This is a genomic window from Acinetobacter sp. S4400-12 (assembly GCF_024129495.1).
Taxonomy (GTDB): Bacteria; Pseudomonadota; Gammaproteobacteria; order Pseudomonadales; family Moraxellaceae; genus Acinetobacter; species Acinetobacter lwoffii_C.
In genome coordinates, this window is sequence record NZ_JAMXYB010000048.1 from 1 (window position 1) to 12,661 (window position 12,661).

The 12,661-nt window shown below is 41.3% G+C and carries 14 protein-coding genes and 2 pseudogenes; 15 read left to right on the forward strand and 1 reads right to left on the reverse strand.

Annotated features, from left to right (window positions below):
• Positions 1-268: 268 nt before the first annotated feature.
• From NI461_RS13065 to NI461_RS13085, 5 genes and pseudogenes are all read left to right on the forward strand, one after another.
• Positions 269-1,498 (forward strand): annotated as a pseudogene (locus tag NI461_RS13065) (tyrosine-type recombinase/integrase).
• 150 nt (positions 1,499-1,648) lie between these two features.
• The gene (locus tag NI461_RS13070) at positions 1,649-2,689 is read left to right on the forward strand and encodes a DUF6387 family protein (protein ID WP_253157544.1); all 1,041 of its coding nucleotides are present in this window, start codon (positions 1,649-1,651) and stop codon (positions 2,687-2,689) included.
• A gap of 92 nt (positions 2,690-2,781) precedes the next feature.
• A complete protein-coding gene (locus NI461_RS13075) occupies positions 2,782-2,997 on the forward strand; it encodes a transcriptional regulator (RefSeq protein ID WP_253150977.1) in 216 nt (71 codons plus the stop codon).
• A 2-nt stretch (positions 2,998-2,999) separates the two neighbouring features.
• Positions 3,000-3,596, forward strand: a complete 597-nt coding sequence (locus NI461_RS13080; RefSeq protein ID WP_253150979.1) for a hypothetical protein — start codon at positions 3,000-3,002, stop codon at positions 3,594-3,596.
• A 4-nt stretch (positions 3,597-3,600) separates the two neighbouring features.
• Positions 3,601-3,819, forward strand: a complete 219-nt coding sequence (locus NI461_RS13085; protein WP_160232519.1) for a helix-turn-helix domain-containing protein — start codon at positions 3,601-3,603, stop codon at positions 3,817-3,819.
• Between the two features lie 405 nt (positions 3,820-4,224).
• Here NI461_RS13085 and NI461_RS13090 read toward each other — a convergent pair whose 3' ends face one another.
• Positions 4,225-4,893 carry a GntR family transcriptional regulator gene (locus NI461_RS13090; protein ID WP_253150981.1) on the reverse strand — a complete coding sequence of 223 codons (669 nt, stop codon included), beginning with the start codon at positions 4,891-4,893 and terminating at the stop codon, positions 4,225-4,227.
• A gap of 139 nt (positions 4,894-5,032) precedes the next feature.
• Between NI461_RS13090 and madL the strand changes: the two genes are divergently transcribed.
• From madL to NI461_RS13140, 10 genes and pseudogenes are all read left to right on the forward strand, one after another.
• Complete coding sequence (madL, locus tag NI461_RS13095) at positions 5,033-5,434, forward strand: malonate transporter subunit MadL (RefSeq protein ID WP_253150983.1); 402 nt, start codon at positions 5,033-5,035, stop codon at positions 5,432-5,434.
• 63 nt (positions 5,435-5,497) lie between these two features.
• A complete protein-coding gene (gene madM, locus NI461_RS13100) occupies positions 5,498-6,259 on the forward strand; it encodes a malonate transporter subunit MadM (protein ID WP_253150985.1) in 762 nt (253 codons plus the stop codon).
• A gap of 21 nt (positions 6,260-6,280) precedes the next feature.
• Complete coding sequence (mdcA, locus tag NI461_RS13105; RefSeq protein ID WP_253150987.1) at positions 6,281-7,936, forward strand: malonate decarboxylase subunit alpha; 1,656 nt, start codon at positions 6,281-6,283, stop codon at positions 7,934-7,936.
• Positions 7,937-7,941: 5 nt separating this feature from the next.
• Positions 7,942-8,250 carry a malonate decarboxylase acyl carrier protein gene (mdcC, locus tag NI461_RS13110; protein ID WP_016166424.1) on the forward strand — a complete coding sequence of 103 codons (309 nt, stop codon included), beginning with the start codon at positions 7,942-7,944 and terminating at the stop codon, positions 8,248-8,250.
• Positions 8,251-8,253: 3 nt separating this feature from the next.
• On the forward strand, positions 8,254-9,141 hold the full coding sequence (locus tag NI461_RS13115; RefSeq protein WP_253150989.1) for a biotin-independent malonate decarboxylase subunit beta: 888 nt from the start codon (positions 8,254-8,256) through the stop codon (positions 9,139-9,141).
• A 4-nt stretch (positions 9,142-9,145) separates the two neighbouring features.
• Positions 9,146-9,862, forward strand: coding sequence for a biotin-independent malonate decarboxylase subunit gamma (gene mdcE / locus NI461_RS13120; RefSeq protein ID WP_253150990.1), 717 nt, complete (start codon positions 9,146-9,148; stop codon positions 9,860-9,862).
• An 11-nt stretch (positions 9,863-9,873) separates the two neighbouring features.
• Positions 9,874-10,554, forward strand: coding sequence for a malonate decarboxylase holo-[acyl-carrier-protein] synthase (mdcG, locus tag NI461_RS13125; RefSeq protein WP_253150992.1), 681 nt, complete (start codon positions 9,874-9,876; stop codon positions 10,552-10,554).
• Positions 10,532-11,410, forward strand: a complete 879-nt coding sequence (mdcB, locus tag NI461_RS13130; RefSeq protein ID WP_253150994.1) for a triphosphoribosyl-dephospho-CoA synthase MdcB — start codon at positions 10,532-10,534, stop codon at positions 11,408-11,410. The genes mdcG and mdcB overlap by 23 nt, the downstream gene beginning before the upstream one ends.
• 46 nt (positions 11,411-11,456) lie before the next feature.
• Positions 11,457-12,305 (forward strand): acyltransferase domain-containing protein, encoded by an 849-nt coding sequence (locus NI461_RS13135; RefSeq protein ID WP_253150996.1) that lies wholly within the window; start codon positions 11,457-11,459, stop codon positions 12,303-12,305.
• 90 nt (positions 12,306-12,395) lie between these two features.
• Positions 12,396-12,545: pseudogene (locus NI461_RS13140) on the forward strand (IS982 family transposase); the annotation flags it as partial.
• Between the last annotated feature and the right edge of the window lie 116 nt (positions 12,546-12,661).

Sequence of the window (12,661 nt, forward strand, 5' to 3'; positions counted from 1 at the left end):
CAGGAGTTATACGTAAACAGATTTTTATAAGAATTTTATTTAAAAATTAGATATTTAATAGCTGAATTAGGTAGCCGCCACCTCCACCAAATACCCAACAAAACATGGCAAAATATGCCAAGTTTTAAAACGAAAAGGCTTGATTCTAAAGGGATTAAGCCTTTTTTCTTGCCTAAACATAACCAAATATAACTAGCCACAGTGTACATGCACCGTGTACACTGCCTTGTACATTGCAAGATTTATTGAATCCGCTGGTGTACAAGCCATGAAAAGAGCCGATATAAAACGCAGACCGTTATCAGATACCGTACTGGCTAACCTAGAACCTGAGTCAAAAGAGTATCGGGAACTGGACGGCGAAGGCTTATATTTTCGTGTGAAGCCTGATGGCAAAAAAGTATAGCTGTTCAGATATAAAAAAGCAGATGGTAAATGGTCATGGCTTGGGATAGGGGCTTATCCTGAATTGTCAGGCAAAGGCGCAAGAAAAAAAATATCTGAGATAATTCAAGACATATCACACGGCGATAATCCCATCATTTCCAAGCAAGAAAGAAAACTCCAAGAACTTGAGAAAAATAACGCTACTTTTGAGATATTGGCTCGTGAATGGCTAGACACTAAGAAGGAATCATGGGTAAAGGACACCATGACTAGAAATAAAGGTGCATTAGAAAAACATATATTTCCAGTTTTTGGCAAACGTTTGTACACCACCATAAAGCCGATTTAATGGATGAACCATTTAAAAGGCATCCAGCAGGAACAGGGGATATACGAGCAGGTAAACCGAGTTCGGGCTATGTGTCGTGATATATACGATTTTGCAAAGGTGACAGGCCGTATTGATTACAACCCATTAGAGGGCCTGCAAAAGTTCCTGCAACAAGGCGTAAAACAAAATATGTCACATGTCAGTGAGCTGGAGTTACCTGCGTTATTAAGAGCAATCAATACTTACCCAACTATGGACGATCGGATGGGCCTACAGCTTTTAGCTATGCTGTTCTGCCGACCTACCGAGCTAAGGGAAGCCAAATGGCAGGAGTTCGACCTGGAACAAGGCTTATGGAATATCCCAGCCGAGCGTATGAAGAAACGCCGGGAGCATATTGTACCGTTATCTGTACAGGCAATTGCCATATTAAGAGAATTGCAGACCTACCAAACCAATTCTGAATATTTATTTCCGAGCAGATCAGATAAGAGCAAGCCAAAGTCAGATACCGTTTTTATTATGGCCTTGCGCCGTATGGGGTATGAAGGCAGACAGACTCCACATGTATTTAGGCATATTGCCAGCACATTGTTAAACAATCGTGGTTTTGATGAACGTCATATTGAAGCAGCACTGGCCCATGTAAAGGACGGCGTGGCAGGTGTGTATAACAAGGCCCAGTACCTACAGGACAGGGCTAATATGATGCAATGGTACGCGAACCATTTAGAAGAAATCGCAGATCAGAGCATCATCCAGTTTAAAAAGGCTAAATGAGAATATATGTCGCGCTACTAGCCAATAAATGCACAAATAAAGGTAAATATAGATTATATTCAGTTTGCTAAGTCTAGCCTGACGGGGCGAAAGTCGGACACCCAATCCGATTCGCTTAGCATCATTTTGGGGATGCTGTGGGAGGCAAAGATGGCTTATATCAAGTTTAAAACAGATATGCCTGAATGGTTCGTTCTAGAAAAATATATTGAAAATCAATTAAATGCTACAGAAATTTTGCCTAATCTTATCTATCGTAAAATTCTACACGGATTTTTAACAAATAGATTGAAAGTCCAAGTTGTAAATCATGAACATGCCCACTACCAAGATTTTATTTTTGAACTGAAAGGAAATTTGAAATTATCTGATAAGAAGTTTTTTGGAAATTCTGAAACTATAAGACAGGAAATAATCTGTTTTATGTTTACTAATCTTCAAAAGAATCCTTTAAAACCATTTGATATTCAATTAGTTGATGAAAACCCTCTTATAGAGCCGATTGATTTATGTTTTAGTATTTTCATGAATGGATTTATTCAACATACAGAAACAAAACCTATCAAAGAATTAACGGCCATTGAGGTGGCTAGGAATTATTTTGCACTACCCCAAATTCATAGAAATTTTATCAAGTCAGAAATTCTTGCTTTTGGTTTTACACGTAATGATGATAACGAGCAAGAGCTACTTTTTGCTCATGAAGATAGAGAGGGTTTAACACGTGAAATTGTAGATGATTGTAGAGGCTCATTATTTTCATTGAACGTAAAAAACATGAAAAATAATAATCTAACTGATAATCCATTAGTTGAAGTCAACTTAAATTTTACAAATGCGTTTCTATTAAGGCAGTTTGAGCAGTGGTTAAACAGAAAGAGGATGCAAGTATCAAATAACAACATTTCTTATGAGGAAGATTTATTAGATGCTGACCCTAATACATTAGTTAATAAAATTAATGAGTATAGAATCTTTGCTTATCTAGATTTGTATTTTTGGCAGGCGATAGAAAAGCATAAAATTAAAAAATCTGTTTTTGCTATATCACTCTTTCCAAACGGTGAAAAAGGTGAAAGTGTTTTTAAAAATTTAGATGAAAATTTTTTACCACCATTACTGATTTATTCTCAATCCAAAGAAATGCGCAGATTGGTGAGTTTATATAATTTAGAAAAAATTGATTTGTGAAAATTTCTATTTTTTTATATTTAGCTTTTTTCCTTTTTAGATATACGTAGAAAATCATACTCGCCCATATTCTTTCATGTATGGGTTTTTTTATGACTATCAAACCAATCTGCGTCCAATTCAAAACCGCTTGTGAACTACTGGACATAAGCCGTGAATCATTGCGTCATATCGTGCGTACTGATGCAGCATTTCCGCGACCAATCAAAACAGGGGATACCAAACAGGCTCCAGTCTATTTTGACTATGCCGAGCTTGTAGAGTGGCATAACAGCCAAAAGCAAAGCCTTGCAGCTATGGAGGCTTAATCATGGAAATTACCCTACAGGATGCAATCAGCATCACCCAGCAGGCACAAAGCAAACTTGAGCAGATCAGCCGTGAAATAAACCGCGAACAGATAAAGAACCTTTTTATTGATGTGTCCGATTTCGCCTGTCTGGCCCTTGAATGCTTCACAGATGAAGTTAAAACAGAAGCCAATACAAAACAGATTGAGCAGGCAATTGACCTACTCGACCGTGTTTCTATCCGAGCCTCTGAACTAGGCCGAGAAGTATTTTTAAAGCCCTACTCAATTGATGACTACCTAAAGGCCGAGGCCAACAAGCTAAAGACCTTCACACAACTGGTACTTGATGTACTGAGTATCACAGACCCAGCCGATCTATACGCCTATGCCCTTGCCTCATATTGTCCGACTGGTGATTCGGATGAAGAAGCCGACTTGATCGTAAATGATGAGTCTATGAAGTTTTTAGAGGTTCGAGGCTTTAGCGGAACAGTCAAAGGGCTACGTGAAGAACACGCTGACATGATGAAACATGCAGATACTAAGGATGTTTTGATAGTTCATATCGGAACCATTCACAAGCTGTCTGATGCATTGTCAGGAATGGGAGCATAAGAACATGAATAACACCCAATTAAAGCAAGTCCTAGCACACCTCAAGCAAGGCAAAACTATTTCACAGGCCGAGGCTATCGACCTATTCAACTGCTACCGACTGAGCGCAATCATTCAGCGTTTACGAAATGCAGGCTATGACATTGTGACTCATTATGAGCGTAATAAGTCAGGTATTGGCAGACATGCACGGTATGAGCTTATTAAAGAGGTGGCAGCATGAACCCAGCTATTTTTAATTTTAATGAGCATGGCATTCGTGTTGTCTTGAGCAATACCAACGAGCCTTTATTTTGTTTGACTGACGTATGTAATGTCCTATCGGTAAGTATAACATCACATTTACTACGTGAACTAGGGCATGTCCTCATTTGAAGAATTGGTTTTAAATACTTAAAATCCTCCTTTGAGTTATTTTTATTTCTACATTTTCAATGGCACGCACTCTTCTTACCGATGATATCTGGCAGAAAATTCAAGATACTATGCGATTACATGGTTGCTACCCGATTTGATAAGCTTGCACGAAATTATCAGCCTATGATTCACATTGCTTGCATGTTTATTTGGTGCAAAGCCAAATGAGGACACGCCCTAGAAAATCCAAATCTGATACCGCCATAGATATCTATAATTTTAAATGATCTAAGGTTGAAATAAAGTCGGTAAATTTCTCACCTTGAATCACCACATGTGCTTTCAGTAAAGCCTCAGCTTCTTGCTCATGACCCGCAAAAATGGCCTCTAAGATTTCGCTATGTTCTGCAAAAGAATGATTCATTCGATGGTTGACGCGGAGTTGTAGGCGACGGTACGGGTGCAAACGTTTGTGTAAAGTACAGGCTTGTTCAATTAAAAAGGAATTATGACTAGCTTGATAAATGGCAAAGTGAAATAAACGATTGGCCTCATAATAATTTTCTGAATCGTTCTGATTTAAATAGTCCTCACATAACTGATGTAACTTCTGTAATTCTTGCTTTTCTTCAGGTTGAATACGTCGTGCAGCCAGTCGTCCACACATGGCTTCCAATTCAGCCATCACTTCGAACATTTCACAAAGGGTGAGTGGGTTAATGGCTGGAATAATTGCGCCACGACGTGGGCGAATTTCAACCAAACCTTCAGCAGCCAATAGCTTTAATGCCTCACGAATCGGGGTACGTGAGGCACCATAGCGTTTACACAGCTCTTGTTCATCCAGCTTAGTCCCAGGCAGGAAAAAGCCATAAATAATATCATCCTCTAACTTTTTACTAATTTGAATAGAAAGAGGGAGTTCAGCAATTGAAGTCATACATCACCAAAAAAATTGTATACAATTTATGTTTATTTGAGTGCAAAGTATTGTATCACTGGATACAGATAAGCTATAACTATAGCAAATTATAAGTCAGATTATTAGAAGTGCTGCATGATCCAGGGAGGATTCAGCAATGATTATTTACGGAACAGCCATACTGGCAGTCTGCCATTTACTTGGTGTTTATCTAGGCAATGCTCTCGGAATTGCCCTTGGTGTTCAAGCCAATGTAGGTGGTGTGGCAATCGCCATGATTTTATTAATTTTATCGAAGGAGCTTTTAGCTAAGCGTGGGCACTTACCTCAAGTGACTCAATTTGGTGTGTTGTACTGGTCAGGTATGTATATCCCAATCGTAGTCGCTATGTCGGCAGGACAAAACGTAGTTGCTGCTATGTCAGGCGGGATGTTGGGCCTGATTGTTTCGGTTGCGTCTTTGATTGGTACCGTCTTGGTGATTCGTTGGTTGAATAAATCCAGTGGCGATTATGAAAGCTATGAATGGGCGGTAGAGCAGAATGAAAAAGCCGCTTAAGGATAACGGTGTTGGATTAACACTAAATAATAATCAGTTGTACGCTTACAAGGAAGAAATGCGATGGAAGAAATAATTACGGTTTTTACCAAAAATGCCCTCGTCGCGGCACTCGCAGTGACTGGTTTGATGATGTATGTGTCGCATCTTTTGTCGAAATATCTCACCAAAGGTAAGTTACAAAGCTCAGCCATCGCCATCACCCTGGGGCTAGTCTTGGCCTATTTCGCAGGGATTTATACTCAAGGTGAAAAGGGTATTTCAGATATCGCTATCTTCTCAGGTTTTGCTTTACTCGGTGGTGCCATGATTCGTGACTTAGCCATTGCATCAACGGCGTTTGAAGTCGACATCAAAGAAGTGAAAAAAGCAGGAAAAGTGGGTTTGACCGCGCTTGGACTTGGCTGTGTGATTCCGTTTGTGATTGGTGCAATGGTGGCATGGTTGATGGGCTATAAAGATCCTGTTTCGATGACCACAATTGGTGCAGGGGCGATGACCTATATCGTTGGACCAGTTACGGGCACAGCCGTTGGAGCAAGCTCTGAAGTCATCGCGCTGTCGATTGCAATTGGTTTAATTAAATCAGTATTCTTTATGGTAGGCACGCCAATCTTTGCAAAATTTATGTATCTCAAAAGTCCACGTTCTGCCATGGTTTTTGGTGGCATGGCGGGGACGACCAGTGGTACAGCAGCAGGTTTAGCAGGAACTGATGTGCGTTTAGTGCCGTATGGTGCACTGGTCGCAACCTTTTATACCGGTCTTGGTTGTTTACTTGGACCATCTGTCTTTTTTCTCACAATCAATGCCATCTTCGGCTAAGCACAGCATACAGGTGACCTTATGAACCAAATGGTTAAGACGCGCTTATGGGATAAGCAACGCACCCGTAGACAAGAAAAACTGGCTCTTGCTAAAGAAAAAGGATTTACAAAACAAGTAGAGCATGCTCGTGTGATTGAACTTTTGGAAACCGTGATTTCCAGTGGGGATCGTGTGTGTTTGGAAGGAAATAACCAAAAGCAGGCCGATTTTTTATCCAAAAGTTTAAGCCAGTGTAATCCAGAGGTGATTCATAACTTACATATCGTACAGTCGGTATTGGCTTTACCCAGTCATATTGATGTCTTTGAAAAAGGTATTGCTTCTAAGGTCGATTTTTCCTTTGCAGGCCCACAAAGTCTACGTCTGGCCCAGTTAGTACAGCAGCAAAAAATTAGTATTGGTTCAATCCATACTTATCTAGAGCTGTATGGACGTTACTTTATTGATCTGACACCAAATGTGTGTTTGATTACGGCACATGCGGCCGACCGTGAAGGTAACCTTTATACAGGTGCCAATACTGAAGATACACCTGCAATTATTGAAGCAACTGCATTTAAAAGTGGTATTGTGATTGTACAGGTGAACGAAATTGTAGATAAGTTACCGCGTGTCGATGTACCCGCCGATTGGGTCGATTTTTATATCGAAAGTCCTAAGTACAACTATATAGAACCGTTATTCACACGCGACCCTGCACAAATTACTGAAGTGCAAATTTTAATGGCAATGATGGTCATTAAGGGAATATATGCACCTTATAAAATTCAGCGATTAAATCATGGCATTGGTTTTGACACTGCTGCGATTGAATTACTGTTACCTACCTATGCAGCATCCTTAGGATTAAAGGGACAGATCTGTACCAATTGGGCATTAAATCCACATCCGACTTTGATTCCAGCCATTGAAAGTGGATTTGTCGATTCGATTCATAGCTTCGGTTCTGAAGTGGGGATGGAAGACTATATTAAAGAACGTCCAGATGTTTTCTTTACAGGCAGTGATGGCAGCATGCGTTCCAATCGAGCCTTTAGCCAGACTGCAGGTTTATATGCTTGTGATCTCTTCATTGGTTCGACTCTACAGATTGACTTACAGGGTAACAGTTCAACTGCAACCGTAGACCGTATTTCTGGTTTTGGCGGCGCGCCGAATATGGGTTCTGACCCGCATGGGCGCCGTCATGCCAGTCATGCCTATACCAAAGCAGGTCGTGAAGCGGTCGACGGTAAACTCATTAAAGGACGTAAGTTAGTAGTGCAGTTGGTCGAAACCTACCGTGAACATATGCATCCTGTATTTGTAGAAGAGTTAGATGCGTGGCAGTTGCAGAAAAAAATGGAGAGCGAACTCCCGCCAATCATGATTTATGGCGAAGACGTAACCCATATTGTGACGGAAGAAGGTATTGCCAACTTACTGTTATGTCGCACACCTGAAGAACGTGAACAAGCGATTCGTGGTGTGGCAGGTTATACCCCGGTTGGTATGCAGCGTGATGATGCCAAAGTGGAAGAGTTACGCCAGCGCGGTATTATTCAACGTCCAGAAGATTTGGATATCGATCCAACACAGGCCAGCCGTGATTTGTTAGCGGCAAAATCGGTAAAAGATTTAGTTAAATGGTCGGGTGGTTTATATAGTCCCCCAAGTCGCTTTAGAAACTGGTGATCGACATGGAAAAGTTAAAATTTGAATTGCAATCAGCACCGCTGAGTGCTGAACAAGCTGCAGTGATTTGTGGCGTGGTCGGTTCTGGAAATTTAGAAGTATTGGTTTCACAGCATGATCAGGCGGATATTTGTCAGATTGAAGTCACTACATCAGCGGTCGGTTTTCAACATGTTTGGCAGTCTGTACTGAATGAGTTTGCACAACGTCATGCGGTGGCAGGGCTTAAATTTCAGTTAAATGATATGGGGGCGACTCCAGCGGTAGTGAACCTGCGCTTAAGCCAAGCAATATCTATGTTTAAGGGAGTATAGAACATGGATCAAGTGATGCTCAAAAACAGTTTTTATGAAAAAACCGCACGTGCGCGTATTCAAGCGGTCGTCGATACTCATAGTTTTAATGAAATATTAAAGCCAACTGAGGTTGAAGTCAGCCCACATCTCTCTGCTTTGGATATTCCGGGAAGTTTTGATGATGGCGTGATTATTGGTACAGCGCGTTTGAATGGAACACCAGTGCATATTATGGCCCAAGAAGGCCAGTTTATGGGCGGTGCTGTGGGTGAAATCCACGGGGCGAAAATTGTTGGTCTCTTGCATAAGGCTATTCAAGATCAGGCGCAAGCGGTACTGTTTTTTGTGGACTCAGGTGGCGTGCGTCTGCATGAAGCCAATGCTGGTCTTATCGCCATTTCCGAAATTATGCGTGCGATGTTGCAGGTAAGAAATGCAGGTATTCCGATTATTACCGTAATTGGCGGAATCTGTGGCGCTTTCGGTGGTATGGGTATCAGCGCTTGTTTGAGCAGTACCATCATCATGACCGAAGAAGGGCGTTTGGCGCTATCTGGCCCAGAAGTGATTGAAACGGTCAAAGGCGTAGAAGAGTTTGACTCGAAAGATCGTGCATTGGTTTGGCGTGTTACAGGCGGTAAACATCGTTATTTGCTGAATCACGTACAGGCTTTGGTTGAGGATGATACTGTCGACATTCGTGATGCAATTTTAACGCAACTCGACGCTAAGGTAGCTCCTTTAGACTTAGAACAATTATTGCGACAGCAACAACAGCTTGAAGAGCAGTACCAACACTGGTTCGGTAAAAATGATGGTCTACAAATCTGGCACGAAATGGGAATTTCCCAGCCAGAAAAAATTCCGATGTTGTCTGCCCATGAAGTTGTACTGTTAAAGCAAGGATGAGCTCATGAATACAGAATTACTTTTACAACAGTTGTTTCCTCATCAACTGAATTATCAGATCGAAGGTTATGTGATTAAGGGTAGTGCTCAGACCGACGCAGGTCCGGTGCGGATTCTCGGCACAGTCAATGCAGCACCCATTAACCAACAGATTGCCATGGAACTGGCAGGTGAAATCTTACAGCTGGTACAGCAGAAGCAACAAACACCCGTGGTGTTTATTGTGGATACGCAAGGCCAGGACCTTTCTCGCGCAGATGAATTACTCTGCTTAAACAGAACCTTTGCCCATTTGGCATCCTGTGTAGATTTACTGCGCAGAAGTGGACACGCCAACCTCGCGATTATTTTTGGCCAAGCCGTCAGTGGTGGATTCCTTTCCTATGGCTTAATGGCGAACGAAGTCTATGCACTGAGTGATTCCCAAGTGAAAGTCATGGACTTAAACGCGATGGCACGGGTGACAAAAATTCCCGCTGATAAGTTAAAAGAACTTTCACAAAGTTCAGCTATTTTTGCTCCCGGTGCGGAAAACTTTTACAAGATGGGTGCAATCAATGCCATTTGGCCAGATTTGGAGACCGATTGGGTTAGCCAAGTGCTGTTAAATCAACAACAACATATTGAATCTTATCTTGTGGATCAACGTCGTATAGTTGGGCAACAGCGTCAAGGACGCGTGTTGTGTAATAACATAATCGAGAAAGTCGTTCATAGTTAAGGAAAGCAGATATGGATCGTCATGACTTTGCTTATCTGCGTGATTCAGCCACTTTACAATTTTTGGATGTTTCTTTACCTGAAACAGTGAAACTGAAAGTGTCTCAATTGCTGAGTCAACATGTTCCAATGACTGTTTGCCGGCAGGAAGGGCTGGATGCGGGACAGGTGAAGTTGGCGATCAACTGTTTGGTGAAAGGTTATAAATATCGTGTGGCCTGTTGGGTCGAAGAATACGATATTGAACAGATCACTCGACCGCTTTCTCTACGGGCCTTGTTAAAAGCTGACTTACAGATCCTCCAGCGTGAGATCCTAAGTGATTTTGCAGACAAGCTAGAACAACGGGGCTGTGAAGTATATGTCTATGGCTCTTATGCCTACCAAGCTCTCACGCGGGAGGCCTATGTCAGACCGGTTTCAGATTTAGATGTGCTGTTATATCCACAGCATCAAAATCATGTGCCGGAAATTTTACAGTTGATACAACAAGTCCAAGCACAGAGTTCAGTTCATTTAGACGGCGAGATTCAAATCCATCCAGACTGGCATGTGTCATTTAATGAGTTAATTACAGTTTTTCCTGTAATGAAACAGCAAGTGATTGTAAAAGGAATTCAGCGTGTGGATATGCTGAGATTAGAACAACTATTTGAAGGGAATCTTGAATATGCATATGCTAGCATTAGGTGAAGTTTTATATCCGAATATTATCAGTACTGCTGAACGCTTAGACCATCTGGCTTGTATGGCACTATTGGATGAAGCTAGCTTAGAACATAAGCCCGGTTTGGTTTGTCCAGGTTCTCAGGGCAGTCATAGTGATATGGACTTTAGCTTATTCCAATCCAGTGTCGATGCTTTACAAGGCTATTTTCAGGCGCAATTTTTAAATGGCTATCGCAATGTTGAATTAGAAAAGATTCGGCAGTGTGGCATTTTAGCTGAACAGAAAATGTTGAGGGCAACAAGACAGATTAATACGCATAAAGGTGCGATTTTTAATTTGGGTTTTGCCAGTGCTGCAGTAGGACAGTGTTTAGCAGCCAACAGTCAGTTGAACGCAGGCTCAATCAGTCAAAAAATTCAAAATACGTGGCGTCATGATCTATTAAATCATTTGCAACGTGACCCGAATAGTCATGGGCAACGTATGCGTAGCCAATATGGCATCACAGGCGCGATTGAAGAAGTAGCTTCAGGTTTCAAAACAGTGATGGAGGTTGCTCTACCAGCATATATCGACATTTACGCCAAAACAGCCAATATCCAACAGGCTTCAATTCAAAGCCTATTCAGCCTTATGGCTTATGTACAAGATACCAATATTGTTTGGCGCGGCGGTTTATCGGCCTTATATCTTGTGCAGGATATAGCAAAACAGTTTTTAGTAAGAGGTGGTGTACTACAACAGCACTGGGTAAAAGATGTGTCTAAAATAGAAAATTATTTTGTTCAACATCGTTTAAGTCCAGGTGGTAGTGCGGATTTACTGGGAGTAACTTTGTTCTTGATAAAGGTAGAAAATGAATTTCGCAATCATATTTAGTGGTCAAGGACTTCAGAACTTAGCGCATGTGCATGAGCTCCGAAGCATGGCGAAAGAACTGCAAGTAGTAGATGAATTAGAACTGTATTTGCCGAAGCTATTTTATTCAGATTTAACTGAAGCTGATCTGTATCCGAATGAGTTCGCGCAGCCTTTTATTTTTGCTTTGCAATGGTGTCGTTGGCAAAAGTTAAAACCTGAGATTGGGGACCTTATGAGCTTCTCAGGTTATTCTCTTGGAGAGTTAAGTGCACTCATTTGTGCAACACAGATAGGTTTGGAACAAGGCCTGTATTTAGCCCAGCAGCGTGCCTCGTTGATGTCTTCAGCTGCGCAGGACGCAAGTGGCTTAATAGCTGTCCAGGGAATCAATCTTAATACGCTTGAACCATTATTGACTGAAACGTCAACCTCACTTTCCATTAAACTGAGTGATAGTAGTTTTGTCGTGGGCGGAGCTGATGCCAATTTACAACAGCTGGTTCAGCAACTTGAATTGCGAGGAACACGTTTTGTTAAACGGTTGAATGTTACCATTGCATCGCATACTGTATGGATGGATGCTGCAGTTCAGCCATATCAGCAGGTTTTACAGCAACAAGACTTCGCTCGTTTATGCACGGCCATGATTAGCGGTTCGGGTGGACATAAGTTTTTTAAGACCACAGATGCAGTTAATGCGCTGATTCACCAAATGAATCATGCTATTGACTGGGATGCCTGTTTAACAGTAATACAAGAAAACCAGCCTGATATGGTATTAGAAATTGGGCCAGGCAGTGCCTTGAGTAAAATGCTATTAGAACGCAATCCAAATTGTCTCGTGCGTGCAGTGGATGATTTTAAAAGTTGGTCTGGGTTGCAGGCATGGTTAGACAAACAGTCTAGAATTTAATTTAACCGCGAATCGTGGATAAGAAATTGACTTGAAAGATAAAAGGACTAGAGCCATTAGTTGAGTTACCACACAAAACCTTAAGCCCTAGTGTTTAATAGTGCCGAATTATTTTGTGTAATTAATGATTTTTTTCTTAAATTTCAAACAACTTATTGAAAATTTCTAAAGCAAATCCGTCGCTATTTAAGAATCCGATGGGTGTAACTGAGTCTCTCAGAAATCATCTTTATTGCAATTTAGTATAAATGTTCTAACTTTATTAATTTCTTAGATTAGCATTTGAAGTGCAACACCATGTTGTTGCCATAATACCTGACTCGGACTTTTAAAGCCGAGTCTTTTTCTTGGACGAT

Bases quoted from the DNA above. Each gene is read 5' to 3' on its own strand.
- NI461_RS13070 (WP_253157544.1), top strand. From the start codon at position 1,649: ATGGCTTATATCAAGTTTAAAACAGATATGCCTGAATGGTTCGTTCTA.
- NI461_RS13075 (WP_253150977.1), top strand. From the start codon at position 2,782: ATGACTATCAAACCAATCTGCGTCCAATTCAAAACCGCTTGTGAACTA.
- NI461_RS13080 (WP_253150979.1), top strand. From the start codon at position 3,000: ATGGAAATTACCCTACAGGATGCAATCAGCATCACCCAGCAGGCACAA.
- NI461_RS13085 (WP_160232519.1), top strand. From the start codon at position 3,601: ATGAATAACACCCAATTAAAGCAAGTCCTAGCACACCTCAAGCAAGGC.
- NI461_RS13090 (WP_253150981.1), bottom strand. From the start codon at position 4,893: ATGACTTCAATTGCTGAACTCCCTCTTTCTATTCAAATTAGTAAAAAG.
- madL (WP_253150983.1), top strand. From the start codon at position 5,033: ATGATTATTTACGGAACAGCCATACTGGCAGTCTGCCATTTACTTGGT.
- madM (WP_253150985.1), top strand. From the start codon at position 5,498: ATGGAAGAAATAATTACGGTTTTTACCAAAAATGCCCTCGTCGCGGCA.
- mdcA (WP_253150987.1), top strand. From the start codon at position 6,281: ATGAACCAAATGGTTAAGACGCGCTTATGGGATAAGCAACGCACCCGT.
- mdcC (WP_016166424.1), top strand. From the start codon at position 7,942: ATGGAAAAGTTAAAATTTGAATTGCAATCAGCACCGCTGAGTGCTGAA.
- NI461_RS13115 (WP_253150989.1), top strand. From the start codon at position 8,254: ATGGATCAAGTGATGCTCAAAAACAGTTTTTATGAAAAAACCGCACGT.
- mdcE (WP_253150990.1), top strand. From the start codon at position 9,146: ATGAATACAGAATTACTTTTACAACAGTTGTTTCCTCATCAACTGAAT.
- mdcG (WP_253150992.1), top strand. From the start codon at position 9,874: ATGGATCGTCATGACTTTGCTTATCTGCGTGATTCAGCCACTTTACAA.
- mdcB (WP_253150994.1), top strand. From the start codon at position 10,532: ATGCATATGCTAGCATTAGGTGAAGTTTTATATCCGAATATTATCAGT.
- NI461_RS13135 (WP_253150996.1), top strand. From the start codon at position 11,457: ATGGCGAAAGAACTGCAAGTAGTAGATGAATTAGAACTGTATTTGCCG.